Here is a 23,850-nt window from a genome sequence, read left to right as displayed (position 1 = left end):
GGCGTGGCGCGCTGTTCGCGATCCGGCGCACCTCCGGCTTCCGGGAATACCCCCTAGGGGTATAGAGTTATGAGAGTCAGGAGACCCTGGGGCATCCGGCGTCTCCTGCGTCCCGACCATCACGCCCACCCCACAGGAGAAAGTCCATGAGCTCCGAGGCGAACACCGGCTCCGGCGTCACCACCGTCCTCCAGGTGACCGGAATGACCTGCGGCCACTGCGAGGGTGCCGTCACCGAGGAGCTCGGCGCCCTCGACGGCGTCTCCTCCGTGAAGGCCGTGGCCTCCACCGGACAGGTCACCGTCGTCTCCGCCGCCCCGCTGGACGACGAGGCCGTCCGCGCCGCCGTCGACGAGGCGGGCTACGAGCTCGCCGGCCGGGCCTGAGCACCCCCGACTCCTCCCGCCGGGCCGTACCGCCCTGCTGATACAGACGCCGTACGGCACCGGCCCTCCTCCCAGGAGACCCAGACATGACCAGCACGGCTTCCGAAGCCGGGCACACGGCACAGGTCGAACTCGCCATCGGTGGTATGACCTGCGCCTCCTGCGCGGCGCGCATCGAGAAGAAGCTCAACCGCATCGACGGGGTGGCCGCCACGGTCAACTTCGCCACCGAGAAGGCCAAGGTGTCCTACGGGGCCGGGGTCGAGGTGACGGACCTGATCGCCACCGTGGTCAGAACCGGCTACACCGCCGAGGAGCCCCGCCCGCCCGAGCCCGTGCCCCCGGCCGCGGCCACCGAGGCTCCCGGCGGGGCCGCGGACCGCCCCGGCCACGGCGAGGACCGGCCGGACGCCCCGCGCCGCCGCCTGCTCATCTCGTTCGCCCTGTCCCTTCCCGTCGTCGTGCTGGCGATGGTGCCCTCGTTCCAGTTCGAGAACTGGCAGTGGCTCTCGCTCACCCTCGCCGCGCCCGTCGTCGTCTGGGGCGGCGCGCCCTTCCACAAGGCCGCCTGGAGCAACGCCAGGCACGGCGCGGCCACCATGGACACCCTCGTCTCGCTCGGCACCCTGGCGGCCCTCGGCTGGTCCCTGTGGGCGCTGTTCTTCGGGCACGCGGGCATGCCCGGGATGCGGCACGGCTTCGACCTCACCGTCTCCCGCGCCGACGGCTCGTCCTCGATCTATCTCGAGGCCGCCGCCGGAGTGACCACCTTCATCCTCCTCGGCCGCTTCCTGGAGGCCAGGTCCAAGCGGGCGGCCGGGGCCGCGCTGCACGCCCTGCTGGAGCTCGGCGCCAAGGACGTGGCCGTCCTGCGCGACGGCCGGGAGGTCCGCGTCCCGGTCACCGAGCTGGGGGCCGGCGACCGCTTCGTGGTCCGCCCCGGCGAGAAGATCGCCACCGACGGCACGGTCGTCGAGGGCGGCTCCGCGGTGGACGCCTCGATGCTCACCGGCGAATCGGTACCGGTGGACGTCGTCGTCGGCGACGCGGTCGCGGGCGCCACCGTCAACACCGCGGGCCGCATCGTCGTGGAGGCCACCCGCGTCGGCGCCGACACCCAGCTCGCCCGGATGGCCAAGCTGGTGGAGGACGCGCAGAACGGCAAGGCCGAGGTGCAGCGGCTCGCCGACCGGGTCTCCGGGATCTTCGTGCCGATCGTGCTGCTCATCGCCCTCGGCACCCTGCTGGGCTGGCTGGGCGCCACCGGCGACGCGACCGCCGCGTTCACCGCGGCCGTGGCCGTCCTGATCATCGCCTGCCCCTGTGCGCTGGGCCTGGCCACCCCGACCGCCCTGATGGTCGGCACCGGCCGCGGCGCCCAGCTCGGCATCCTCATCAAGGGCCCCGAGGTACTGGAGTCCACCCGCCGGGTCGACACCGTCGTCCTGGACAAGACCGGCACCGTCACCACCGGCCGGATGCGGCTGCGCGGCGTCGTCACCGCACCCGGCACGGACGAGGAGGTGCTGCTGCGCCTCGCCGGTTCCGTGGAGCACGCCAGCGAGCACCCGGTCGCCCGCGCCATCGCGGACGGCGCGGTCGAACGCGTCGGCTCCCTCCCGGTGCCCGAGGGCTTCACCTCCGTCGCGGGTCTCGGCGTCCGGGGCGTGGTCGACGGCCACAAGGTGCTCGTGGGCCGGGAGAAGCTGCTCGGCCGGTGGGCCGTCGAACTGCCCGAGGAGCTCGCGTCCGCCAAGGCCGCCGCCGAGGCGGAGGGCCATACGGCCGTCGCCGTGGCCTGGGACGGTGAGGCCCGCGGCATCCTGCTGGTCGCCGACGCGGTCAAGGAGACCAGCGCCGAAGCCGTCGCCCAGCTGCGCGCCCTCGGCCTCACCCCGGTCCTGCTGACCGGGGACAACCGGCTGGTCGCCGAGTCCGTGGCGCGCGAGATCGGCGTCGAGGAGGTCATCGCCGATGTCCTGCCGGAGGAGAAGGTCCACGTCGTCAAGCGGCTCCAGGGCGAGGGCCGTACGGTCGCCATGGTGGGCGACGGCGTCAACGACGCGGCCGCGCTGGCCACCGCCGACCTCGGGCTCGCCATGGGCACCGGCACCGACGCGGCCATCGAGGCCGGGGATCTGACCCTGGTCCGCGGCGACCTCCGGGTGGCGGCCGACGCGATCCGGCTGGCACGCCGGACGCTCACCACCATCAAGGGCAACCTCTTCTGGGCGTTCGGCTACAACGTCGCCGCGCTGCCGCTCGCGGCGGCCGGGATGCTGAACCCGATGATCGCCGGAGCGGCCATGGCGTTCTCGTCCGTTTTCGTCGTCACCAACAGCCTGCGACTGCGGACCTTCACGGCATCCACATAGCTTCACCGGCTCCCCATAAGCCGCACAACACCCATACATGAGAGCCTCGATCTTCAAATCGAGGCTCTTGCCCTTGTACGCCCGTTATGGCAAGAGACGCAGATCACAGGCAACCGAACGTAACCATTTCGGGGGGTCGCGAGTCTAATGGGACGGTGGGGATTCGTCTTGGGGGATGAATCCCGCTACGCGTGGCCGGGGCGAGGTACTCGGGGAGCTTTGAGCGGCCCTCCCGTAGGTACTCGTCCCGGCAGATCGCGCCGCAATGCCGCCTGTGCGGCCCGTGGACGCCCGGCCGGATCCCGTGGGGGGAATCCGAACCGGGACATGGGAAGCGCCCCGCTCCGACCCGTGGGGGGATCGGAAGCGGGGCGCTTTCTGATTCTTTTGGGGGCTCGGTTCGGCTCCGGGGCGCTGAAGCCCCTGTCGACGGTGCCTCACTCGCCGGCAGGGCGGCGAACCCCGAGACGCGTGGCACCCATGACGAAGGGCGCCCCCTCGGGGGCGCCCCGTGCCAGGACCCTGGCGGTCAGGTCAGGTGTCAGCGCTGCTCGACCGGGACGAAGTCGCGCTCGACCACGCCGGTGTAGATCTGGCGCGGGCGGCCGATGCGGGAGCCCGGCTCCTTGATCATCTCGTGCCACTGCGCGATCCAGCCCGGCAGCCGGCCGAGCGCGAACAGTACGGTGAACATCTCGGTGGGGAAGCCCATCGCCCGGTAGATCAGACCGGTGTAGAAGTCCACGTTCGGGTAGAGCTTGCGCTCGACGAAGTAGTCGTCGGCGAGGGCGTGCTCCTCCAGCTTGAGGGCGATCTCAAGGAGCTCGTCCGACTTGCCGAGGGCGGAGAGGACATCGTGCGCCGCCGACTTGATGATCTTCGCCCGCGGGTCGAAGTTCTTGTAGACGCGGTGCCCGAAGCCCATGAGCTTCACGCCGTCTTCCTTGTTCTTCACCTTGCGGATGAAGGTGTCGACATCGCTGCCCGCGGCCTGGATGCCCTCGAGCATCTCCAGCACCGACTGGTTGGCGCCGCCGTGCAGGGGGCCCCACAGGGCGCTGATGCCCGCCGAGATGGAGGCGAACATGTTGGCCTGCGAGGAGCCCACCAGCCGCACGGTGGAGGTCGAGCAGTTCTGCTCGTGGTCGGCGTGCAGGATCAGCAGCTTGTCGAGGGCGCTGACGACGACCGGGTCGAGCTCGTACTCCTGGGCCGGGACCGAGAAGGTCATCCGCAGGAAGTTCTCGACGTAACCGAGGTCGTTACGCGGGTAGACGAACGGGTGGCCGACCGACTTCTTGAAGGCGTACGCCGCGATGGTCGGCAGCTTGGCCAGCAGCCGGATCGTCGAGAGGTCGCGCTGCTTCTCGTCGAAGGGGTTGTGGCTGTCCTGGTAGAAGGTCGACAGGGCGCTGACCACCGAGGAGAGCATGGCCATCGGATGGGCGTCGCGCGGGAAGCCGTCGTAGAAGCGCTTGACGTCCTCGTGGAGCAGCGTGTGCGTGGTGATCTGCTCGCGGAAGGTGGCCAGTTCGTCCACCGTGGGCAGTTCACCGTTGATCAGCAGGAAGGCCGTCTCGAGGAACGTGCTGCGCTCCGCCAGCTGCTCAATGGGGTAGCCGCGATAGCGCAGGATGCCCTGCTCACCGTCGAGGTAGGTGATCGCGGATTTGTACGCGGCGGTGTTGCCGTAACCGGAGTCCAGGGTCACCAGACCGGTCTGGGCACGCAGCTTGCCGATATCGAAGCCCTTGTCGCCGACGGTGCTGTCGACCACCGGGTAGGTGTATTCGCCGTCCCCGTACCGCAGTACTACAGAGTTGTCGCTCACGTCATCCCTCACCGACGTCCTGGTTCTCTTCTTCGAGGTGCCCTGACTCCCCCACCTTCCCCCATCCGGACGATGGACGTGCACTCGGGGTCGGCCAAAGGACCTTTTGGCGGCACTCAGTGCCGCTTTCACGCCCATCCTGCCCCGTTCGTCATCGTTCGGAAACCCTGTGGGCATCCTCGACTCGGCCATGGCCGCCGAGCCGGTGGTCCAGTGCCGTGCAGCGCCTTCCCGCCGAAACCGTACGCACCGCCTGCCCGAGCGCGCGACGCGAGCCGACCAGCACCACAAGGCGCTTGGCGCGCGTCACCGCGGTGTAGAGCAGGTTGCGCTGGAGCATCATCCAGGCTCCGGTGGTCACCGGAATCACGACGGCCGGGTACTCACTGCCCTGCGAGCGGTGGATGGTCACCGCATAGGCGTGAGCCAGCTCATCCAGCTCGTCGAAGTCGTACGGCACCTCCTCGTCCTCGTCCGTCAGCACGGTCAGCCGCTGCTCGTCGCTGTCGAGGGAGGTGACGACTCCAACCGTGCCGTTGAAGACCCCATTGGCCCCTTTCTCATAATTGTTACGGATCTGGGTCACCTTGTCGCCGACACGGAAGATCCGGCCGCCGAAACGGCGCTCCGGGAGGTCCGGGCGGGCCGGGGTGATGGCCTGCTGAAGCAGTCCGTTCAGCGCGCCCGCGCCCGCCGGACCGCGGTGCATCGGGGCGAGAACCTGCACGTCACGCCGGGGGTCCAGACCGAATCTGGCGGGGACGCGACGGGCCGCGACATCGACCGTGAGCCGCCCGGCCTCCTCGGTGTCGTCCTCCACGAAGAGGAAGAAATCGGAGAGCCCCTGGGTGAGCGGCGGCACCCCCTCGTTGATCCGGTGGGCGTTGGTGACCACACCGGACTGCTGGGCCTGGCGGAAGATCCGGGTCAGCCGCACCGCGGGGACCGGGCCGCCAGGGGCCAGCAGATCGCGCAGCACCTCTCCGGCGCCGACGCTGGGCAGCTGGTCCACATCGCCGACGAAGAGCAGGTGCGCACCCGGCGGAACCGCCTTGACCAGCTTGTTGGCCAGCAGCAGATCGAGCATGGACGCCTCGTCGACCACCACCAGATCGGCGTCCAGCGGGCGGTCCCGGTCATACGCGGCGTCCCCGCCGGGCTTGAGCTCCAGCAGCCGGTGGACGGTGGACGCCTCGGCGCCGGTCAGCTCGGCGAGCCGCTTGGCGGCCCGGCCGGTGGGGGCCGCCAGCACCACCTTGGCCTTCTTGGCACGGGCCAGCTCCACCACCGACCGGACGGTGAAGGACTTGCCGCACCCCGGGCCGCCGGTGAGCACCGCGACCTTCTCGGTGAGCGCCAGCCGCACCGCCTCCCGCTGCTCGGGGGCCAGCTCGGCGCCGGTCCGGCCGGCCAGCCAGGTCAGCGCCTTCTCCCAGTCCACCCCCTGGAAGGCGGGCATCCGGTCCTCCTCGGTGCGCAGCAGCCGCCGCACCTGACCGGCCAGCGAGATCTCCGCGCGGTGGAACGGGACCAGATAGACCGCCGCGACCGGATCGCCGCCGTCCGGGGCGGGGACCCGCTCCCGCACCACGCCCTCCTCGGCGGCGAGCTCGCCCAGGCAGTCGATCACCAGGCCGGTGTCGACCTGGAGCAACTTCACCGCGTCCGCGATCAGTTGCTCCTCGGGGAGATAGCAGTGGCCGTTGTCCGTGGACTGGGACAGGGCGTACTGGAGACCGGCCTTGACCCGGTCCGGGCTGTCATGCGGAATGCCGACGGACTGAGCGATCTTGTCGGCGGTGAGGAAGCCGATGCCCCAGACGTCGGCCGCCAGCCGGTACGGCTCGTTCTTCACCACGGAGATCGAGGCGTCCCCGTACTTCTTGTAGATCCGCACCGCGATGGAGGTGGAGACGCCGACTCCCTGGAGGAAGATCATGACCTCCTTGATCGCCTTCTGCTCCTCCCAGGCCGCGCCGATCATCTTGGTGCGCTTGGGGCCGAGCCCGGGGACCTCGATCAGCCGCTCCGGCCGCTGCTCGATGACGTCCAGGGTCTCGACGCCGAAGTGCTCGGTGATCCGGTCGGCGATCCGCGGACCGATCCCCTTGATCAGACCGGAGCCCAGATAGCGGCGGATGCCCTGGACGGTGGCGGGGAGGACGGTGGTGTAGTTCTCCACGGTGAACTGCTTGCCGTACTGCGGATGGGAGCCCCAGCGGCCCTCCATCCGCAGTGACTCGCCCGGCTGGGCGCCCAGCAGTGAGCCCACGACGGTCAGCAGATCGCCCGCGCCACGGCCGGTGTCGACCCGCGCGACCGTGTAGCCGTTCTCCTCATTGGCGTAGGTGATCCGCTCCAGAACCCCTTCGACCACCGCGAGTTTGAGCATGGACCGACCGTACCGCCGGGGCCCGACAGTCGGTCCGCCGACGGTCCGCGGCTGTGGACAACCGGCCGGGACGGACCGGCGCGGCCGATCATCGCGGAGTATCACGATCCGGTTTCGGGGCGGACCGAGCCCTTGTCGATGTCCCGTGTAATCGATTCCAATCCTCCGTGTAATCGATTCCACGAGGAGGTGGACGATGCCGGCCATCAAGGACGTGGCGCAACGGGCCGGAGTGTCCGTCGCGACGGTTTCGCGGGTGCTCAACCAACACCCCTCCGTCCGCGCCGACACCCGGGAGCGCGTACTCGCCGCGGTCGCCGACCTCGGCTACCGCCCCAACGCCGTCGCCCGCTCGCTGCGCACCGACCAGACCCGGGCCCTGGGCCTGGTCATCAGCGACGTGCTGAATCCTTTCTTCACCGAGTTGGCCCGCTCCGTCGAGGACGCCGCCCGCGACCTGGGCTACAGCGTGGTGATCGGCAACGCCGATGAGCGGCCCGAACTTCAGGATCACCACGTCCGCACCCTGATGGACCGCAGAATCGACGGGCTGCTGGTCTCCCCCACCGACGGCGGCTCGCCGATGATGCTGGACGCCGCCCGCACCGGTACGCCCATGGTCTTCGTCGACCGCTGGATCGAGGACGAGGGCCTGGCGTCGGTGCCCGTGGTGCGCACCGACGGCCGGGACGCCATCCGCGACCTGGTGGCCCATCTGCACGCGCTCGGGCACCGCAGGCTCGCCATCATCGCGGGCCCGGCGGCCACCACCACCGGACGCGAGCGGGTGGACGCCTTCCGGGCGGCGCTGCGGGAGTTCGGCCTGGCGCTGGACGACGGCCACATCGGCCAGGGCGACTTCCAGGCGGACAGCGGACGCCGGGTCACCGCCCGGTTCCTCGATCTGCCGCGCCCCCCGGACGCGATCTTCGCCGCGGACAACCTGATGGCGCTGGGGGCGATGGACGAGATCCGCGCGCGGGGCTTGCGGGTGCCCGGCGACATCGCGCTCGCCGCGTTCGACGACATCCCCTGGTTCGTCCACACCGATCCGCCCATCACCGCCATCGCCCAGCCCACCGGGGAGCTCGGCCACGCCGCCGTCCGCGCGCTGGTCGATCTCGTCGAGGGCCGTCCCGCGGAGTCGGTGACCCTCTCCGCCCGCCTGGTCACCCGCCGCTCGTGCGGCGAGCCCGAAGGGAGCAAGCCATGAGCACGACGTCCCGTGTCGCCGAAGAGCCGTCGCGCCCGGAGTCCGAACTGCTGCGGATGGAGGGCGTCCGCAAGACCTTCCCCGGTGTGGTCGCGCTGGACGGCGTCGACTTCGACCTGCGCCGCGGTGAGGTGCACGTCCTGCTGGGCGAGAACGGCGCGGGCAAGAGCACGCTCATCAAGATGCTCTCCGGCGCCCACCGCCCGGACGGCGGCCGCGTCCTGGTCGACGGCACCCCGGTGCGCATCGACGGCGCCCAGGACGCCGAACGGCTCGGTATCGCCACCATCTACCAGGAGTTCAACCTCGTCCCCGACCTCAGCGTCGCCGAGAACATCTTCCTGGGCCGCCAGCCGCGCCGCTTCGGCATGATCGACCGCCACACGATGCACGAGCGGGCCGCCGAACTCCTCGCCCGCGTCGGGGTGGACGTCTCCCCCCGCACCCGGGTACGGGACCTGGGCATCGCCCGGCTCCAGATGGTCGAGATCGCCAAGGCGCTCAGCCTGGAGGCGCGCGTACTGATCATGGACGAGCCGACCGCGGTGCTCACCACCGAGGAGGTCGACAAGCTCTTCCGGATCGTGCGCCGGCTGCGCGAGGACGGGGTGGGCATCGTCTTCATCACCCACCACCTGGAGGAGATCGCCGCCCTGGGCGACCGGGTGACCGTCCTGCGCGACGGCCGCAGCGTCACCCAGGTCCCGGCCGCCACCGACCAGGACGAGCTGGTGCGGCTGATGGTCGGCCGCTCCATCGAGCAGCAGTACCCGCGCGAACGCGCCGACGCCGGTGAGCCGCTGCTGAAGGTCGAGGGGCTCACCCGCGACGGCAGCTTCCACGACATCGGCTTCGAGGTGCGCGCCGGTGAAGTGGTGGGCCTGGCCGGTCTGGTGGGCGCGGGCCGCACCGAGGTGGTGCGGGCGCTGTTCGGCGCCGACCCCTATGACTCCGGCACGGTCGAGGTGGCGGGCGCCCCGCTGCCCCGCCATGACGTGGTGGCCGCGATGGCCGCCGGTGTCGGTCTGGTACCGGAGGACCGCAAGGGCCAGGGCCTGCTCCTGGACGCCTCCGTACAGGAGAACCTCGGTCTGGTCAGCCTGCGTTCCGCGACCCGCGCGGGCCTGGTCGACCGGGCCGCACAGCGGCGCGCCGCGGAGCGCGTCGCGGAGCAGCTGGCCGTCCGGATGGCCGGTCTCGACCAGCGGGTGCGCACCCTCTCCGGCGGCAACCAGCAGAAGGTCGTCATCGGCAAGTGGCTGCTCGCCGACAGCAGGGTGCTGATCCTCGACGAGCCGACCCGCGGTATCGACGTGGGCGCCAAGGTCGAGATCTACCAGCTCATCAATGAACTCACCGCATCGGGCCACGCGGTCCTGATGATCTCCAGCGATCTGCCCGAGGTGCTGGGGATGAGCGACCGGGTCCTGGTCATGGCCCAGGGCCGGATCGCCGGTGAGCTGACCGCGCACGAAGCGACCCAGGACGCCGTGATGGCCCTGGCAGTGAAGGACGTCAAGGGCGCCGGCGAAGGAGTCGGCGTCACGGAAAAGGAGGGACCCCGTGGCAACTGACACGCCTCACGTCACAAAGGACCCCGGGGGCCCGGCGGTGCTGCGCCGCGTGCTGCTCGACAACGGCGCACTGAGCGCCCTGGTACTGCTGGTGGCGGCGATGTCGCTGCTCTCCGGCGACTTCCTGACCACCGACAACCTCCTGAACGTCGGTGTCCAGGCGGCGGTCACCGCGATCCTCGCCTTCGGTGTCACCTTCGTCATCGTCTCCGCCGGCATCGACCTGTCCGTCGGCTCGGTGGCCGCGCTCTCGGCCACCGTGCTGGCCTGGTCCGCCAGTTCCCAGGGGCTGCCGGTCTGGCTGGCGGTGCTGCTCGCCGTCGGTACGGGCATCGCCTGCGGTCTGGTCAGCGGCGCGCTGGTCTCCTACGGCAAACTGCCGCCGTTCATCGCCACGCTGGCGATGCTCTCCGTCGGCCGTGGTCTGGCGCTGGTCATCTCCCAGGGCAGCCCGATCCCCGTCCCCGACGCGGTCTCCGGACTCGGTGACACCCTCGGCGGCTGGCTGCCGGTCCCGGTCATCGTCATGATCGTGACGGGTCTGGTCACCGCCGGGATCCTCGGCCGCACCTACGTGGGCCGCGCGATGTACGCGATCGGCGGCAACGAGGAGGCGGCCCGGCTCTCCGGGATCCGCGTGGCGCGCCAGAAGCTCGTCATCTACGCGCTCTCCGGCGGATTCGCCGCCGTCGCGGGCATCGTGCTCGCCTCCCGGCTGTCCTCGGCACAGCCGCAGGCCGCGGTCGGCTACGAGCTGGACGCCATCGCCGCGGTGGTCATCGGCGGCGCGAGCCTGTCCGGCGGCGTCGGCAAGGCATCCGGCACCCTGATCGGCGCGCTGATCCTGGCGGTGCTGCGCAACGGGCTCAACCTGCTGGAGGTGTCCGCCTTCTGGCAGCAGGTCGTCATCGGTGTGGTCATCGCGCTCGCGGTGCTGCTCGACACCCTGCGCCGCCGCGCGGGCTCCCGTCCCGCCGCCCCCGGCGCGTCCGCCGGAGGACCGGAGGGGCCGGGCCGCAGAGCGGCAGCGACGGCGGGGCGGTTCGCGGTGGCGGCGGTGGCCGTCGGCGCCGTGGTGCTCGCCTCCTCCTTCCTGCACTCGGGCGACTCCGGGGGCAAGGGCACCAAGGTGGGTCTGTCGGTCTCCACGCTCAACAACCCCTTCTTCGTGCAGCTGAAGGCGGGTGCGCAGGAGGAGGCCAAGGCCGCCGGGGTGAGCCTGACCGTCACCGACGCCCAGAACGACGCCTCCCAGCAGGCCAATCAGATCCAGAACTTCACCAGCCAGAACATGAAGTCGATCATCATCAACCCGGTCGACTCCGATGCCGCGGGCCCGTCCGTCAAGGCGGCCAACAAGGCCGGTATCCCGGTGCTCGCCGCCGACCGGGGCGTCAACAAGGCCAGCATCGAGACGCTGGTGGCCTCCGACAACATCGCGGGGGGCAAGCTGGCCGCGAAGACGCTGGCCGGACGGCTCGGCGGCAAGGGGAAGATCCTGGTGCTCCAGGGCGTCGCCGGTACCTCGGCCTCGCGCGAGCGCGGCCAGGGCTTCGCTGAGGGCCTGAAGGCGTACCCGGGCATCGAGGTGGTCGGCAAGCAGCCCGCCGACTTCGACCGGGCCAAGGCGCTGGACGTGACCACCAACCTGCTCCAGTCCCACCCCGGTGTGGACGGGATCTTCGCCGAGAACGACGAGATGGCGCTCGGCGCGGTCAAGGCGCTCGGCTCCAAGGCGGGCACGTCCGTCGACGTGGTCGGCTTCGACGGCACCCCGGACGGTCTGAAGGCGGTGAAGGACGGCACGCTCGCCGCGACCGTCGCCCAGCAGCCGCGCGAGCTGGGGAAGATGGCCGTGCGGAACGCGATCCGGGCCGCCAAGGGCAAGGACGTCGACAAGACGGTCAAGGTGCCGGTGAAGGTCGTCGCGGCCAAGTGAGCCCGGGGCGCGCCGCCCGGCACCCGTCATGCGAAGGGACGTAACGATGCACGACTACGACCTGTTGGTCGTGGGATCCGCCAACGCCGATCTGGTGATCGGGGTCGAGCGCCGCCCCGGACCGGGCGAGACCGTCCTCGGTTCCGACCTGGCCGTCCACCCGGGCGGCAAGGGCGCCAACCAGGCCGTCGCCGCCGCCCGGCTCGGGGCCCGCACGGCCCTGCTGGCCCGGGTCGGCGACGACGACCACGGCCGGCTGCTGCTGGACTCGCTGCGGACGGCCGGGGCGGACACCTCCGGGGTGCTCACCGGAGGGGCGCCCACCGGGGTCGCGCTGATCACGGTGGATCCGTCCGGCGACAACAGCATCGTGGTCTCCCCCGGTGCCAACGCCCGGCTCACCCCGGAGGACGTACGGGCCGCCGCCCCGCTGCTGGCCGCCGCCCGGGTGGTCTCGCTCCAGCTGGAGATCCCGCTGGAGACCGTGGCCGAGGTGGTGCGCGCGGCGGAGGCGGGCACGGAGGGGCGGCCGGGGCCGCGGGTGGTGCTCAACCCCTCGCCGGCCGCGCCGCTGCCCGCCGGGGTGCTGGCCGTCTGCGATCCGCTGGTGGTCAACGAGCACGAGGCGCGCTTCCTGCTCGACGGCGATCCGGCGGGCCGCTCCGCCGAGCCCGCGGAGTGGGCGGCCGCCCTGCTGGCCCGCGGCCCGCGGTCGGTCGTGGTGACCCTGGGCGAACAGGGCGCGCTCGTCGCCGAGGGCGGCCGTACGGTCCTGGTGCCCAGCCTCCCGGTGAAGGCCGTGGACACCACGGGCGCCGGGGACGCCTTCACCGGGGCGCTCGCCTGGCGGTTGGGCGTCGGCGACGGTCTGGAGGCGGCGGTCCGGTTCGCGGTACGGGTGGGCGCCGCCGCGGTGACCCGGGCCGGTGCCCAGCAGTCCTTCCCCACCGCCGAGGACGTGGCGCGGCTGTGAAACGGGCTGGAGTCATCAACCGCCACCTCGGCGCCGGACTGGCCCGGTTGGGCCACACCGACACCGTGATGGTGTGCGACGCCGGGCTGCCGATCCCCTCCGGCCCGGACGCCCCGGTCGTCGTCGACCTCGCCTTCGTCCTGGGCGTGCCGCCCTTCGAGCAGGTGCTGACCGGGCTGCTGGACGAGCTGGTGGTCGAGGGAGCCACGGCCGCGCGGGAGGTGCGGGACCACAACAAGGAGGCGACCGCGCTGCTGGAGGGGCTGTTCCCCGACGCGTCGCTGACCCTGGTGCCGCACGAGGAGCTGAAGGCGCTGACCGGCCGGGCACGGCTGGTGGTGCGCACCGGGGAGGCACGGCCGTACGCCAATGTGCTGCTGCGGTGCGGGGTGCCGTTCTGAGCCTGTCGAAGGGCATTTCGAGGGGCCCGGTCCATGGACCGGGCCCCTCGTTTCCCCTCCCCCAGGGCTTCCTCTCGATCCCCCCGGATCCCTCCCAGGAAGCCCGACGCCCCGTACGACCCGCCGGGGTCCGGAAGGGTTGCACGATTTCCGCGAGTTATCGATCTGTTACGCAATGTCAGCTGCCGCGGCCCGGTCCGGGCCGGGAGCGGCGCCCCGGAGAACTATTTCCCGGCGGTGCGACAACCCCGGTCGGGGCCGCACGTCTGGTGGGGTGAAGGCGGGTCTCCACGGCGCGGTCACGGCCCGGGTCCGCCTCTCACCGACCCGTTCCCCTCACTCCGGGAGTCGTTCCGCATGCAGCTCCACCGTTCCCGTCTCTCGCGTCGCCCACTGCGCACCTGGGTCCTCGGATCCGGTGCCGGACTCGCCCTGATCCTGGGCGGCGGGATCGCCGCCCACGCCACCGGCGGCGGTGACGGCGCCCCGCCGCGTCCGAGCCGCACGGAGGCGCCGGCCACGCCCGAGCCCGCCACCTCCGCGGCCAAGCCCGAGCCGTCGGCGACCCCGACCAGGACCGCCGAGCCCAGGCCCTCCGCCTCGCCCACCAAACCCGGACCGTCGGCGACCCCCACGCCGAAGCCCGCCGAACCCGAGCCGTCGGCGACCCCGACCAGGACCGCCGAACCCAGGCCCTCCGCCTCGCCCACCAAGCCCCGACCGTCGGCGACCCCCACCCCGAAGCCCGCCGAGCCCAAGCCCTCGGCGAGCCCCACCAGGTCCAACGGCCGGTGACGTGACGGGGCGGGGCCGGATACCGTTCGGCCCTGCCCCTCTGAGGTGGACGAGGACGATGCAACTCACGTACTTCCTGCCGGGGCTCCACCGCGCGGGCTGGTGGACCCGGCTGCTGCGCCGGGCGCGTACGGTCCCGGACCGGCGCGCGGGGGCACCGGCCGCCGGGGCGGACGGAGTCGCCGACAAGCGGCGGCTGCGGCTGCTGGGACCGGTCCGGCCGGGCCGCGGCACCGGGCCGCGGCCCACCCTGGACGATCTGTACCGGGCCCGGCGGCTGGACATGGTCCGGCTGGCGTTCTCCCTGGTGGACGACCGGCACACCGCCGAGGACGTCGTCCAGGACGCCTTCGCCGCCGTCTGCCGCAGACACGGCGCACGCCTGGACAGCCTCCAGGACGCACACGCCTATCTGCACACGGCGGTGATCAACGCCGCCCGCTCGGTGCTGCGCCGGCGGCGCACGGCGCGGGCGTACACCCCGCCGCACCACGCCCAAGGGGCGCCGGTCGACGAACGGATGCTGCTCGCCGAGGAGCACGGGCAGGTCCTGGACGCGCTGGCGCGGCTCACCGAGCGGCAGCGCGAGGTCCTCGTCCTGCGCTACTGGTCCGATCTGACCGAGGCACAGATAGCGGAGGCGCTGGGCGTGTCCCGGGGCACCGTGAAGTCCACCGCGAGCCGCGCGCTGGACACCCTGGAGAAACTGCTGGAGGCGGACGGATGAGTACTCCCCCGCGCGATGCGGCGGACCGGCCCCGTGCCGTCGAGACCCGTCTGCGCGCCGCGCTCGACGCCCGCGCCCGGCTCATCACCCCACACTCCCTCGGCCCGGCCGCCCCGCCCACCGGCCCGGCCTGGGGAACGCGGCGGATCCGGCGGGTCGCGGCCGGTGTCCTGGTGGCCGCGGCGGCCGTGGTGGTGGTCTGCGTCCTGTTGCTGCCCACCGGCTCCGGACCGGACCGGGACCATCCGGCGCCGCCCGCCCGCGACCCCCGTACCTCCGAGGCCCCGGCCACCCCCCGCCCCACGCCGACCCCCAGCACCGACCGGTCCGCCATACCGACCCGGACGGGAAGCCCGAACCCGACCTCCGCGGTCCCGACGTCCCGGTAGCCGGGCCGCGGCCCGGTGCCGCCGACGGCACCAATTCGCCGCGCGGGACCGCCTGTTATGTTCGTGGCCTTTGCGTTCCGACGGAAGGGTGGATATGAACGGGGCGGTCGAGAGCACGGCGTGGGTGGTACGGGCGCAGCGGATGCGGGCCACCGGGCTGGGAATGCTGTTCCTGGCGGGGCTGAGCTGGGCGTTTCTGGCCGTGCTGATGTTCACTCCGTTCAAGACCGGGGAGTACCGCAACCACTGCGACGCGCCCGCCTTCCGCGACCGTGCCTACGAGGACTGCGAGGAGGCACGTCCCTGGACGACCATGACCGGGATCCTGGCGGCCTCGGTGCCGGTCGGCATGCTGGGGATGGGGCTCTACACCAGCGGCACCACGACCCTCCGGGTGCGGGAGTACGTGTCCGAGGTCATGGTCGCGGCCCAGAAGTCCTCCGGTCAGCCCACCGGTTCGGGCGGTGCGGACAGCACCGAGGACGCGTAGCGTTCGGCGACTTCCCGTAGCACCTCGGCGCCGTCCCGCTCCCACAGCGCCGGGTTGAAGATCTCGACCTCGATCGGCCCGTCGTACCCGGCGGCGTCGACCCGCTCGCGGAACCAGCGCAGATCGATCGAACCGTCCCCGAGCTGGCCGCGGCCCAGCAGCACCCCCGCCGGGAGCGGGGTGATCCAGTCGGCGACCTGGAAGGCGGCGATCCGGTCCCCGGCGCCCGCCCGGGCGATCTGCGCGGCCACCGTGTCGTCCCACCACAGGTGGTAGGTGTCCACGACCACGCCCACCCGCTCGGCCGGGAACCGCTCGGCCAGGTCCAGCGCCTGGGCGAGGGTGGAGACCACACAGCGGTCGGCGGCGTACATGGGGTGCAGCGGTTCGACCGCCAGCCGCACCCCGCGCTCGGCGGCGTACGGGCTCAACTCGCCCAGCGCGTCGGCGATCCGCTCCCGGGCGCCGGGCAGATCGCGGCTGCCGGGCGGAAGGCCGCCGGAGACCAGGACGAGGGTTCCGGTGCCGAGGACGGCGGCCTCGTCGATCGCGGCGCGGTTGTCGTCCAGGGCGGCGGTCCGCCCGGCCGGGTCGAGGGCGGTGAGGAAACCGCCCCGGCACAGCGAGGTGACGGTCAGCCCGGCGGAGCGCACCAGCCGCGCGGCCGCCTCGACCCCATGGGCCCGGACCGGTGCCCGCCACAGGCCGACACCGGGCACACCGGCCGCGACACAGCCCTCGGCCAGTTCGGGCAGCGACCACTGCCGGATGGTCTCCTGGTTCAGGCTCAGCCGCTCCAGTGCGTTCCGGCCGTTCACTGGGCCACCCCCTGGACGATCAGCAGATGCCGCATCCGCGCGGCGGCCGCCTCCGGATCGGGGAACAGCCCCAGCCCGTCGGCCAGTTCGTACGCACGCGCCAGATGCGGCAGGGAACGGGCCGACTGGAGGCCGCCCACCAGGGTGAAGTGGGACTGGTGCCCGGCCAGCCACGCCAGCAGCACCACCCCGGTCTTGTAGAAGCGGGTGGGCTCCTGGAAGAGGTGGCGGGCCAGCTCCACCGTCGGATCGAGCAGCGCCCGGAACCCCGGCGCGTCACCCGTGTCCAGCGCGCGGACCGCCTCGGCCGCCACCGGCCCCAGCGGGTCGAGGACACCGAGCAGGGCGTCGCTGGCGCCGTGGCCGTCGCCCTCGATCAGCTCGGGGTAGTGGAAGTCGTCACCCGTGTAGCAGCGCACCCCGTCGGGGAGCAGCCTCCGCAGCTCGGTCTCGCGGCGGGCGTCGAGCAGCGAGATCTTGATGCCGTCGACCTTGTCCGGATGGGCGGCGATCAGCTCCCGTACGGTGCGGGTCGCGGCGTCCGGGTCGGCGTCGCCCCAGTAGCCCTCCAGCGCCGGGTCGAACATCGGGCCCAGCCAGTGCAGTACGACCGGTTCGGAGACCTGCTTCAGCAGACGTCCGTAGACCTCGAGGTAGTCCTCCGGGCCCTTGGCCACGGCGGCCAGCGCGCGGGAGGCCATCAGTACCGCGCGGGCGCCCGACTCCTCGCACACGGCGAGCTGTTCCTCGTAGGCGGCGCGCACCCCGTCCAGCCCGCGGGGCCGCTCGCCGGGGGCGAGCTGATCGGTGCCCGCGCCGCACACGAGCCGTCCGCCCGCCGCCCGTGCCTCGGCGGCCGAACGGCGGATCAGCTCGGCCGCCACCGGCCAGTCCAGCCCCATTCCGCGCTGGGCGGTGTCCATCGCCTCGGCCACGCCCAGTCCGTGGGACCACAGATGGCGGCGGAAGGCGAGCGTCGCGTCCCAGTCCACGGCGGCCGGACCGCCGGGTGCGGTGTCGGCGTACGGATCGGCGACCACATGGGCGGCCGCGAAGACCACCCGGGAGGTGAGCGGGGCGCCCCCCGGGGCGAACCGGGCGGGTTCGGCGCACGGTCGGTGCGGGCGGGTCCCGCCGCCCGGTGCGGGGAGACGGAGGATCACAGGCTCAGCTCCGGTACGTCCAGCCGGCGGCCCTCGGCCGACGACCTCATCCCCAGTTCGGCGAGTTGGACACCGCGGGCGCCCGCCAGCAGGTCCCAGCGCCACGGTTCACCGAGCGCCACATGGCGCAGGAACAGCTCCCACTGTGTCTTGAAGCCGTTGTCGAACTCCTCGTTGTCCGGAACCTCCTGCCACTGGCCGCGGAAGGACTCGGTGGCCGGGAGGTCGGGGTTCCACACCGGTTTGGGGGTGGCCGAGCGGTGCTGGACGCGACAGCCGCGCAGCCCCGCGACGGCCGAGCCCTCGGTGCCGTCCACCTGGAACTCCACCAGTTCGTCGCGGTGGACGCGGACCGCCCAGGAGGAGTTGATCTGCGCGATGGCGCCGCCCTCCAGCCGGAAGATGCCGTAGGCGGCGTCCTCGGCGGTGGCGTCGTACGGCTTGCCCCGCTCGTCCCAGCGGGTGGGGATGTGGGTGGCGGACTGCGCCAGGACGCTGCGCACCGGGCCGAACAGCTCGTGCAGCACGTACTCCCAGTGCGGGAACATGTCGACGACGATGCCACCGCCGTCCTCCGCGCGGTAGTTCCAGGACGGCCGCTGGGCGTCCTGCCAGTCGCCCTCGAAGACCCAGTAGCCGAACTCGCCGCGCACCGAAAGGATCCGGCCGAAGAATCCGCCGTCGACCAGGCGCTTCAGCTTCAGCAGTCCGGGCAGGAAGAGCTTGTCCTGGACGACCCCGTGCCGGACCCCCGCCGCGTTCGCCTGGCGGGCCAGTTCCAGCGCCGCGTCCAGACCGGTGGCCGTGGGTTTCTCGGTGTAGATGTGCTTGCCCGCCGCGATGGCCTTCTTCAGCGCGTCCTCGCGGGCCGCGGTGACCTGTGCGTCGAAGTAGATGTCCACGCTCTCGTCGGCCAGTACGGCGTCCACGTCGGTGGACACGTCGGCGACGGGATCGAGGCCGTGGCGCTGGGCGATCGTCCGCAGGGCGTGCTCCCGGCGGCCGACGAGCAGGGGCCGTGGCCAGAGCACCCGGCCGTCGCCCAGATCGAGTCCGCCCTGTTCCCGCAGGGCGAGCAGGGACCGGACGAGATGCTGGCGGTAGCCCATCCGGCCGGTCACACCGTTCATGGCGATCCGCACGGTCTTGCGTGTCACGTGGCTTCTTCTCCTCACGGGACGGCACGGTAAGCGCTTTCGGGGTCGTTCACGCTAGTCTCCCCCCGCCACCCTGTACAGATGGGACACCCCGGTCGTCATCGGACAGTTCGCGCCATGTGGCGGGGGTCCGCGCGGAGTGGCGCCGACCGGACGGCGGACCGCAACGGTTGGGCCAACGCCCCCGATCCCGACCACGGTGACAGTGGGCAGTGAGACCATGGAGCCCGCCCCACCGGTGCGTCCGGCGTACCACCCGGTGACCAACCGACGGAGGAAACATGGCAGTGACCCTGGCCGATGTGGCGGCTCGGGCTCGGGTCTCGGCGGCCACCGTGTCGCGTGTCCTGAGCGGCAACTACCCGGTCGCCGAGTCCACCAGGACCCGGGTACTGCGTGCCGTCGATGAGCTGGAGTACGTGGTCAACGGCCCGGCAAGCGCTCTCGCCGCCGCCACGTCCGATCTGGTCGGGGTCCTGGTCAATGACATCGCCGACCCTTTCTTCGGCATCATCGCGGGCGCGGTGCAGTCCGAGATGGGCGCACCCGGCGGCGGACCGGGGCGCGGGGGCGAGAAGCTGGCCGTCATCTGCAGTACGGGCGGGTCGCCCGAGCGTGAGCTGATGTACCTCACCCTGCTCCAGCGGCAGCGCGCGGCGGCGGTGGTGCTGACCGGTGGCGCGGCCGAACAGCCCGATCACGCCGCCGCGGTGGCCACCAAGGTCTCCCGGCTGGCCGCGTCCGGCACCCGGGTGGTGCTCTGCGGACGTCCGCCGCTGGAGGACACGGTGACCCTCGCCTTCGACAACCGGGGCGGGGCGCGCCGGCTGACCGAGCATCTGGTGACCCTCGGCCACCGGCGGATCGGCTATGTGGCGGGACCGTCCGAGCGCACCACCACCCGCCACCGGCTGGAGGGCCACCTCGCGGCGCTGGCCGCGGCCGGGCTGGACGAGGACGCCGAGCGGCTCACCGTGCACGGCCTGTACGACCGCCCCTCCGGCTATGACGCCACCCTCGAACTGCTGCGCAGGGACGGTGACCTGACCGCGATCGTCGCCGCCAACGACACCATCGCGCTCGGCGTCTGCGCGGCGCTGCGCGACCGCGGGCGGCGGATACCCGAGGACGTGTCGGTCGCGGGCTTCGACGATCTGCCGTTCAGCGCGGACGCGGTGCCCTCGCTCACCACGGTCCGGCTGCCGCTGCACGAGGCGGGCATCCGGGCGGGACGGCTGGCGCTGGGCCGCGAACCGCAGCCGCCGGGCGGGGTGGCGATGGTGCGCGGCGAGCTGATGGCGCGGGCGTCCACGGCGCCGCCGCCGCGAGGCTGACGCCCTCTCACGCGGCGCTCCCCCGTGGTGGGTTGGCCTTTGGGACCACCTGTCACCGCTCCCATCACCCGCTCCCGTCACCCGTCCGGCGCACCCGTCCGGAAAACCGCTCGCGCGGCTGTGCCGGGGCGGCGAGGATCGGCCCACACGGACGCGCGTGAGCGCGCGCATGAGCAAAGGGTGTCCCCTGACCACGCAGCACGTCATCCACTGGATCCGCTGGACCGAGGACGGCCGGTCCCGCTCCGCCCACTGGCGCTCCGAGAGCGGCACCCCACCGCCCGCGCGGGTCGAGATCGCCGACGACCGGACGACCGCCGACACCGCCTACCGGATGGTCTGCGAGGGCACGGCGCTGTTGTGGCGCGGCGACTACCGGGGCGCACGGCAGCTGCTGACGGCGGTCGCCCGCCGGGTCGACCGGGGCCCGCGCCGGGCGCGGGGGCGGCGGGTCCCGGCGGGCTCCCCCGCCTCCCCGGCCTCCCCGGCCGAGGCGTTCCACCGGCACCGCCAGGCGCAGTCCCGGCGGGCCCGGCTGCTGGGCATGCTGCTGGTGCCGCTGGATGCCGACTTCGGCGTACCGCTGCGCCGCGCGCCCGACGTACGGGAAGCGTGCGCCGCGGCGTACGGCTCCTCGGACGCGCCGTCGGTCACCTCGCTGCGCGAGTTACTGGGGCTGATCGGCGCATACGAATGGCGTCGCAAGGGGGTCGAGGTACCGGCGCTGGGCGGCGACCGCGTCCATCCGCATTACGGGGTCTTCTCCCCGGTGCGGGGCGAGTACGTCGGTCTGGTGGCCGACGCGCCGCTGCCCCCGGGCGGGACGGCGTTCGACATCGGCACCGGCACGGGTGTCCTCGCGGCCGTACTGGCGCGCCGCGGGATCGCCCGGGTGGTGGCCACCGACCAGGACCCCCGGGCGCTGGTGTGCGCCCGGGAGAACGTCACCCGGCTGGGCCTGTCCGACCGGGTGGAGGTGGTCCGGGCCGATCTCTTCCCGCCGGGCCGCGCCCCGCTGGTCGTCTGCAACCCGCCCTGGGTCCCGGCACGCCCCTCCTCCCCGGTGGAGTACGCGGTGTACGACCCCGGGAGCCGGATGCTGCGCGGCTTCCTGGACGGCCTCGCCGCACACCTCACCCCGGGCGGGGAGGGCTGGCTGATCCTGTCCGACCTGGCCGAACACCTCGGACTGCGGTCGCGCGCCGAGCTGTTGGCCACGATCGAGGGAGCGGGCCTGACGGTACGGGCCCGCCACGACACCCGCCCCGTCCACCCCCGCGCGACCGCCCCCGACGACCCCCTCCACGCGGCCCGCGCGGCAGAAGTCACCTCCCTCTGGCGCCTGACCACGCCCTGAGCGGAACCGCGGGTGCGAGCGCGTCGTCCCGGGCGGTGTACGGCGCTCGAGGCAGGGACCGCTCGTCCTCGGCTGGGGGAGACCACCCCACCCCCGCAGGGCACACGCCCTGCGGGGCGACCGGGGTTGCACCCGCGCCCCTCCGCCGTACGGTCACAGGCGGAACGCCGTAGGGTCCGGCAGGGCGCGCGACTCCCGCCGGGGCCAGGACGGCGTCCCACGCACTCCGCCGCCGGACGCCGGGGTCGTGGGGCAGCGGAGGGCCTTCACCGGCGCCGGGACGCGGACACATGACCGCTCGCTCTCCCGGCGGACCCAGCCCGCAGGGTGCACACGCCTCAGCCGGAGCCAGTTGCGCGTTGCGCTCCCTTCTCGGCGTACGGCTCCCGCCGGGAGCCAGGATGACGCGCGCACCGCCCCACCACAGGGCGGCATCCCGGCACGTCCCACCGCCCCGCCGCGGGCATCACGTCCGGCCACTGCCACCGGGCCGGGCCCGGCGGCCCCGCCGTTCCGCGGCGGAGACGCATAGACGCTCCGTGGCCGGGCACCCGATCTTCCACCGTCCCGGCGGGGCCGGTCCGCCGGCCGGGGGCGGGCAGTCGCCCGGCCGACCGGCACGGCGGGATTGACCCCGCCCGTGCCCCTGCCTAGCGTCCCGTTGAAGATCCCCGACGAGCAACGGAGCCCTCATGAAGCTCGCCTTCTCCACCCTCGGCGTCCCCGGTATGGCCGTGCGCGACGTGGTCCGGCTCGCCGCCGACAGTGGGTATCACGGGGTGGAGCTGCGGGCCCATCCCGAGGAACCGGTGCATCCGGGGATCGGGGGCGCGGAGCGGGCGCGGGTGGTGGAGGAGTTCGCCGGTGGCGGGGTCGACGTACTGGCCGTGGCCGGGTACGCGCGGGTCGCCGCGGCGGGGCCCGACGAGCCGGTGCTCGCCGAGCTGAGCGATCTGGTCCGGCTCGCGCACGATCTGGGCGCGCCCCACGTCCGGGTGTTCCCCGGCGGCGGGGACCAGGACGTCGCGGAGGCCGACGCCACCGCCGCCCGGCGGCTGGCCGCCGCCGCGCCGGAGGCGGCCGGGCTGGGGGTGCGGCTGCTGCTGGAGACCCATGACTCGCATCCGGCCGGGGCGGACGCGGCACGGATCCTCGGGCCCGTCGGACACGGCAGTGTCGGGGCGCTGTGGGACGTGATGCACACCTGGCTGGCCGGGGAGGACCCCGCGACCAGCTATCCGGCGCTCGCCCCGCAGCTGGGCTATGTCCAGGTCAAGGACATCGCCTCGGCCGACGACACCACCCCGCTGCCGCTGGGCGCCGGGGTGCTGCCGCTGACCGAGTGCGTGGAGCTGCTCAGCCGTGAGGGCTGGGACGGCTGGCTGTGCTGGGAGTACGAGAAGCGCTGGTACCCGCAGGCTCCGGAGCTGCCGGGGCTGCTCGCTCCGGGCCGGGAGCATCTGCTGCGGCTGCTCGCCGACGCGGCCTGAGCGAACGGCCCGGCCCGAGCGGGAGGCGCGGTCCGCACGGAAGGCCCGGCCCGGACGCATCACGCCGCCCGAGCAAAGCGCGCGCCCCGCGCCACCGGGCCGCCGGGAGCGACGTCAGCGCCACCCCGCCGACCAGCAGCGCGGCCGCCAGCCAGCGCGCCGGGCTGATCCCCTCCCCCAGCACCAGCGCCGCCGAGGACATCCCGAAGACCGGCACGAGCAGCGAGAAGGGCGCGACCGCCGAGGCGTCGTAGGTGCGCAGCAGAAAGCCCCACACCCCGAAGCCGAACACGGTGGTGACCCAGGCGACGTAGACGATCGTGCCCGCCCCGGCCCAGTCGATCCGGGTCAGCGCCTGGAGATCGGGGTCGGCGCCCTCGAACATCAGCGAGAGGCCGAGCAGCGGCAGCACCGGCACCAGGCTCACCCACACCATGAAAGCGAGGGCGTCCGGCGGTGCGGCCTTGCGGGTGAGGACGTTGGAGACGCCCCAGAAGGCCGCCGCCGCGATGACCAGCACGAAGCCGAGCAGCGGTCCCGAGGTGCCCTCGTCGGCGGCGGCCACCGCGATCCCGGCGAGGGCGACGCCCATGCCCAGCAGCCGCACCCGGGTGGGGCGTTCGGCCAGGAAGACGGAGGCGAAGAGCGCGGTGAAGACCGCCTGGATCTGGAGCACCAGTGAGGAGAGACCGGCGGGCATCCCCTCGTGCATCCCGATGAACAGCAGCCCGAACTTGGCCACGCCCAGCGCGAGTCCGACCCCGAGGACCCAGCGCAGCGCGACCCGGGGCGGTCCGACGAGGAACACCGCGGGCAGCGCGGCCACCAGGAACCTCAGGGCGCAGAAGAGCAGCGGGGGGAAGTGGCCGAGCCCCACTTCGATCACCGTGAAGTTGACGCCCCACGCGGCCGCGACGAGGACGGCGAGGGCGATGTGTGCAGGTCGCATGGGTCGAGGATCACGTCCGTCGACCTTGTAGCACCAGCGCGGATATCTGCATGGTTGGATGCAGCGAATGTGAAAGGTGCCATGAGCGCACCCGGCG

At 72.8% G+C, this 23,850-nt stretch carries 19 protein-coding genes and 1 pseudogene; 14 read left to right on the top strand and 6 right to left on the bottom strand.

The window, feature by feature from the left end; genetic code table 11:
• Positions 1-146 precede the first annotated feature (146 nt).
• Positions 147-386, top strand: a complete 240-nt coding sequence (locus tag AC07FT_RS15820) for a heavy-metal-associated domain-containing protein (RefSeq protein ID WP_254740623.1) — start codon at positions 147-149, stop codon at positions 384-386.
• An 86-nt stretch (positions 387-472) separates the two neighbouring features.
• The gene (locus AC07FT_RS15815; protein WP_479176701.1) at positions 473-2,761 is read left to right on the top strand and encodes a heavy metal translocating P-type ATPase; all 2,289 of its coding nucleotides are present in this window, start codon (positions 473-475) and stop codon (positions 2,759-2,761) included.
• Between the two features lie 541 nt (positions 2,762-3,302).
• Here the strand turns inward: AC07FT_RS15815 and AC07FT_RS15810 are convergent.
• Together AC07FT_RS15810 and recD2 are read right to left on the bottom strand one after the other, a co-directional pair.
• Positions 3,303-4,592, bottom strand: a complete 1,290-nt coding sequence (locus AC07FT_RS15810; RefSeq protein ID WP_479176700.1) for a citrate synthase — start codon at positions 4,590-4,592, stop codon at positions 3,303-3,305.
• A gap of 151 nt (positions 4,593-4,743) precedes the next feature.
• Complete coding sequence (recD2, locus tag AC07FT_RS15805) at positions 4,744-6,984, bottom strand: SF1B family DNA helicase RecD2 (RefSeq protein ID WP_479176699.1); 2,241 nt, start codon at positions 6,982-6,984, stop codon at positions 4,744-4,746.
• A 196-nt stretch (positions 6,985-7,180) separates the two neighbouring features.
• Here recD2 and AC07FT_RS15800 point away from each other — a divergent pair, with 196 nt between their 5' ends.
• The 9 genes from AC07FT_RS15800 (at position 7,181) to AC07FT_RS15760 (ending at position 15,485) form a co-directional block, all read left to right on the top strand.
• The gene (locus AC07FT_RS15800) at positions 7,181-8,197 is read left to right on the top strand and encodes a LacI family DNA-binding transcriptional regulator (RefSeq protein WP_479176698.1); all 1,017 of its coding nucleotides are present in this window, start codon (positions 7,181-7,183) and stop codon (positions 8,195-8,197) included.
• Entirely contained in the window at positions 8,194-9,771 is a 1,578-nt protein-coding gene (locus AC07FT_RS15795) for a sugar ABC transporter ATP-binding protein (protein WP_479176697.1), read from the top strand. The genes AC07FT_RS15800 and AC07FT_RS15795 overlap by 4 nt, the downstream gene beginning before the upstream one ends.
• On the top strand, positions 9,761-11,710 hold the full coding sequence (locus AC07FT_RS15790) for an ABC transporter permease/substrate-binding protein (RefSeq protein WP_479176696.1): 1,950 nt from the start codon (positions 9,761-9,763) through the stop codon (positions 11,708-11,710). The genes AC07FT_RS15795 and AC07FT_RS15790 overlap by 11 nt, the downstream gene beginning before the upstream one ends.
• Before the next feature lie 46 nt (positions 11,711-11,756).
• A complete protein-coding gene (rbsK, locus tag AC07FT_RS15785) occupies positions 11,757-12,683 on the top strand; it encodes a ribokinase (RefSeq protein ID WP_479176695.1) in 927 nt (308 codons plus the stop codon).
• Positions 12,680-13,084, top strand: a complete 405-nt coding sequence (gene rbsD, locus AC07FT_RS15780) for a D-ribose pyranase (RefSeq protein ID WP_479176694.1) — start codon at positions 12,680-12,682, stop codon at positions 13,082-13,084. The genes rbsK and rbsD overlap by 4 nt, the downstream gene beginning before the upstream one ends.
• A 357-nt stretch (positions 13,085-13,441) precedes the next feature.
• Positions 13,442-13,879 carry a hypothetical protein gene (locus tag AC07FT_RS15775; protein ID WP_479176693.1) on the top strand — a complete coding sequence of 146 codons (438 nt, stop codon included), beginning with the start codon at positions 13,442-13,444 and terminating at the stop codon, positions 13,877-13,879.
• 58 nt (positions 13,880-13,937) lie between these two features.
• On the top strand, positions 13,938-14,606 hold the full coding sequence (locus AC07FT_RS15770; RefSeq protein ID WP_479176692.1) for a SigE family RNA polymerase sigma factor: 669 nt from the start codon (positions 13,938-13,940) through the stop codon (positions 14,604-14,606).
• Positions 14,603-14,995 (top strand): hypothetical protein, encoded by a 393-nt coding sequence (locus AC07FT_RS15765; protein ID WP_479176691.1) that lies wholly within the window; start codon positions 14,603-14,605, stop codon positions 14,993-14,995. The genes AC07FT_RS15770 and AC07FT_RS15765 overlap by 4 nt, the downstream gene beginning before the upstream one ends.
• A 94-nt stretch (positions 14,996-15,089) precedes the next feature.
• On the top strand, positions 15,090-15,485 hold the full coding sequence (locus AC07FT_RS15760) for a hypothetical protein (RefSeq protein ID WP_479176690.1): 396 nt from the start codon (positions 15,090-15,092) through the stop codon (positions 15,483-15,485).
• On the opposite strand, the gene AC07FT_RS15755 is transcribed toward AC07FT_RS15760, so the two are convergent.
• From AC07FT_RS15755 to AC07FT_RS15745, 3 genes are read right to left on the bottom strand one after another with little or no spacing between them, the layout of a single operon-like run.
• Positions 15,440-16,303, bottom strand: a complete 864-nt coding sequence (locus AC07FT_RS15755) for a sugar phosphate isomerase/epimerase family protein (protein WP_479176689.1) — start codon at positions 16,301-16,303, stop codon at positions 15,440-15,442. The two genes, AC07FT_RS15760 and AC07FT_RS15755, sit on opposite strands and share 46 nt — an antisense overlap.
• Positions 16,300-17,466, bottom strand: a complete 1,167-nt coding sequence (locus AC07FT_RS15750) for a dihydrodipicolinate synthase family protein (RefSeq protein ID WP_479176688.1) — start codon at positions 17,464-17,466, stop codon at positions 16,300-16,302. Before AC07FT_RS15750 ends, AC07FT_RS15755 begins: the two co-directional genes overlap by 4 nt.
• Positions 17,463-18,623 (bottom strand): Gfo/Idh/MocA family protein, encoded by a 1,161-nt coding sequence (locus tag AC07FT_RS15745; RefSeq protein WP_479176687.1) that lies wholly within the window; start codon positions 18,621-18,623, stop codon positions 17,463-17,465. The genes AC07FT_RS15750 and AC07FT_RS15745 overlap by 4 nt, the downstream gene beginning before the upstream one ends.
• A gap of 281 nt (positions 18,624-18,904) precedes the next feature.
• On the opposite strand from AC07FT_RS15745, the gene AC07FT_RS15740 reads away from it, so the two are divergent.
• The 3 genes and pseudogenes from AC07FT_RS15740 to AC07FT_RS15730 form a co-directional block, all read left to right on the top strand.
• Positions 18,905-19,957 carry a LacI family DNA-binding transcriptional regulator gene (locus AC07FT_RS15740; protein WP_479176686.1) on the top strand — a complete coding sequence of 351 codons (1,053 nt, stop codon included), beginning with the start codon at positions 18,905-18,907 and terminating at the stop codon, positions 19,955-19,957.
• A gap of 169 nt (positions 19,958-20,126) precedes the next feature.
• Positions 20,127-21,314 (top strand): methyltransferase, encoded by a 1,188-nt coding sequence (locus AC07FT_RS15735; RefSeq protein ID WP_479176685.1) that lies wholly within the window; start codon positions 20,127-20,129, stop codon positions 21,312-21,314.
• 692 nt (positions 21,315-22,006) lie between these two features.
• Positions 22,007-22,681 (top strand): annotated as a pseudogene (locus tag AC07FT_RS15730) (sugar phosphate isomerase/epimerase family protein); the annotation flags it as partial.
• Here the strand turns inward: AC07FT_RS15730 and AC07FT_RS15725 are convergent.
• On the bottom strand, positions 22,671-23,753 hold the full coding sequence (locus tag AC07FT_RS15725) for an EamA family transporter (protein WP_479176684.1): 1,083 nt from the start codon (positions 23,751-23,753) through the stop codon (positions 22,671-22,673). The pseudogene AC07FT_RS15730 and the gene AC07FT_RS15725 sit on opposite strands and share 11 nt — an antisense overlap.
• Between the last annotated feature and the right edge of the window lie 97 nt (positions 23,754-23,850).

The sequence above is a fragment of the Streptomyces sp. NPDC045899 genome, assembly GCF_056431485.1.
This window is presented reverse-complemented; position numbering and strand designations above follow the sequence as displayed.

Excerpts from the sequence above, each read along its gene's own strand:
- AC07FT_RS15820 (WP_254740623.1), top strand. The coding sequence starts at position 147 with ATGAGCTCCGAGGCGAACACCGGCTCCGGCGTCACCACCGTCCTCCAG.
- AC07FT_RS15815 (WP_479176701.1), top strand. The coding sequence starts at position 473 with ATGACCAGCACGGCTTCCGAAGCCGGGCACACGGCACAGGTCGAACTC.
- recD2 (WP_479176699.1), bottom strand. The coding sequence starts at position 6,984 with ATGCTCAAACTCGCGGTGGTCGAAGGGGTTCTGGAGCGGATCACCTAC.
- AC07FT_RS15800 (WP_479176698.1), top strand. The coding sequence starts at position 7,181 with ATGCCGGCCATCAAGGACGTGGCGCAACGGGCCGGAGTGTCCGTCGCG.
- AC07FT_RS15795 (WP_479176697.1), top strand. The coding sequence starts at position 8,194 with ATGAGCACGACGTCCCGTGTCGCCGAAGAGCCGTCGCGCCCGGAGTCC.
- rbsK (WP_479176695.1), top strand. The coding sequence starts at position 11,757 with ATGCACGACTACGACCTGTTGGTCGTGGGATCCGCCAACGCCGATCTG.
- AC07FT_RS15775 (WP_479176693.1), top strand. The coding sequence starts at position 13,442 with ATGCAGCTCCACCGTTCCCGTCTCTCGCGTCGCCCACTGCGCACCTGG.
- AC07FT_RS15770 (WP_479176692.1), top strand. The coding sequence starts at position 13,938 with ATGCAACTCACGTACTTCCTGCCGGGGCTCCACCGCGCGGGCTGGTGG.
- AC07FT_RS15765 (WP_479176691.1), top strand. The coding sequence starts at position 14,603 with ATGAGTACTCCCCCGCGCGATGCGGCGGACCGGCCCCGTGCCGTCGAG.
- AC07FT_RS15760 (WP_479176690.1), top strand. The coding sequence starts at position 15,090 with ATGAACGGGGCGGTCGAGAGCACGGCGTGGGTGGTACGGGCGCAGCGG.
- AC07FT_RS15740 (WP_479176686.1), top strand. The coding sequence starts at position 18,905 with ATGGCAGTGACCCTGGCCGATGTGGCGGCTCGGGCTCGGGTCTCGGCG.
- AC07FT_RS15735 (WP_479176685.1), top strand. The coding sequence starts at position 20,127 with ATGAGCAAAGGGTGTCCCCTGACCACGCAGCACGTCATCCACTGGATC.
- AC07FT_RS15725 (WP_479176684.1), bottom strand. The coding sequence starts at position 23,753 with ATGCGACCTGCACACATCGCCCTCGCCGTCCTCGTCGCGGCCGCGTGG.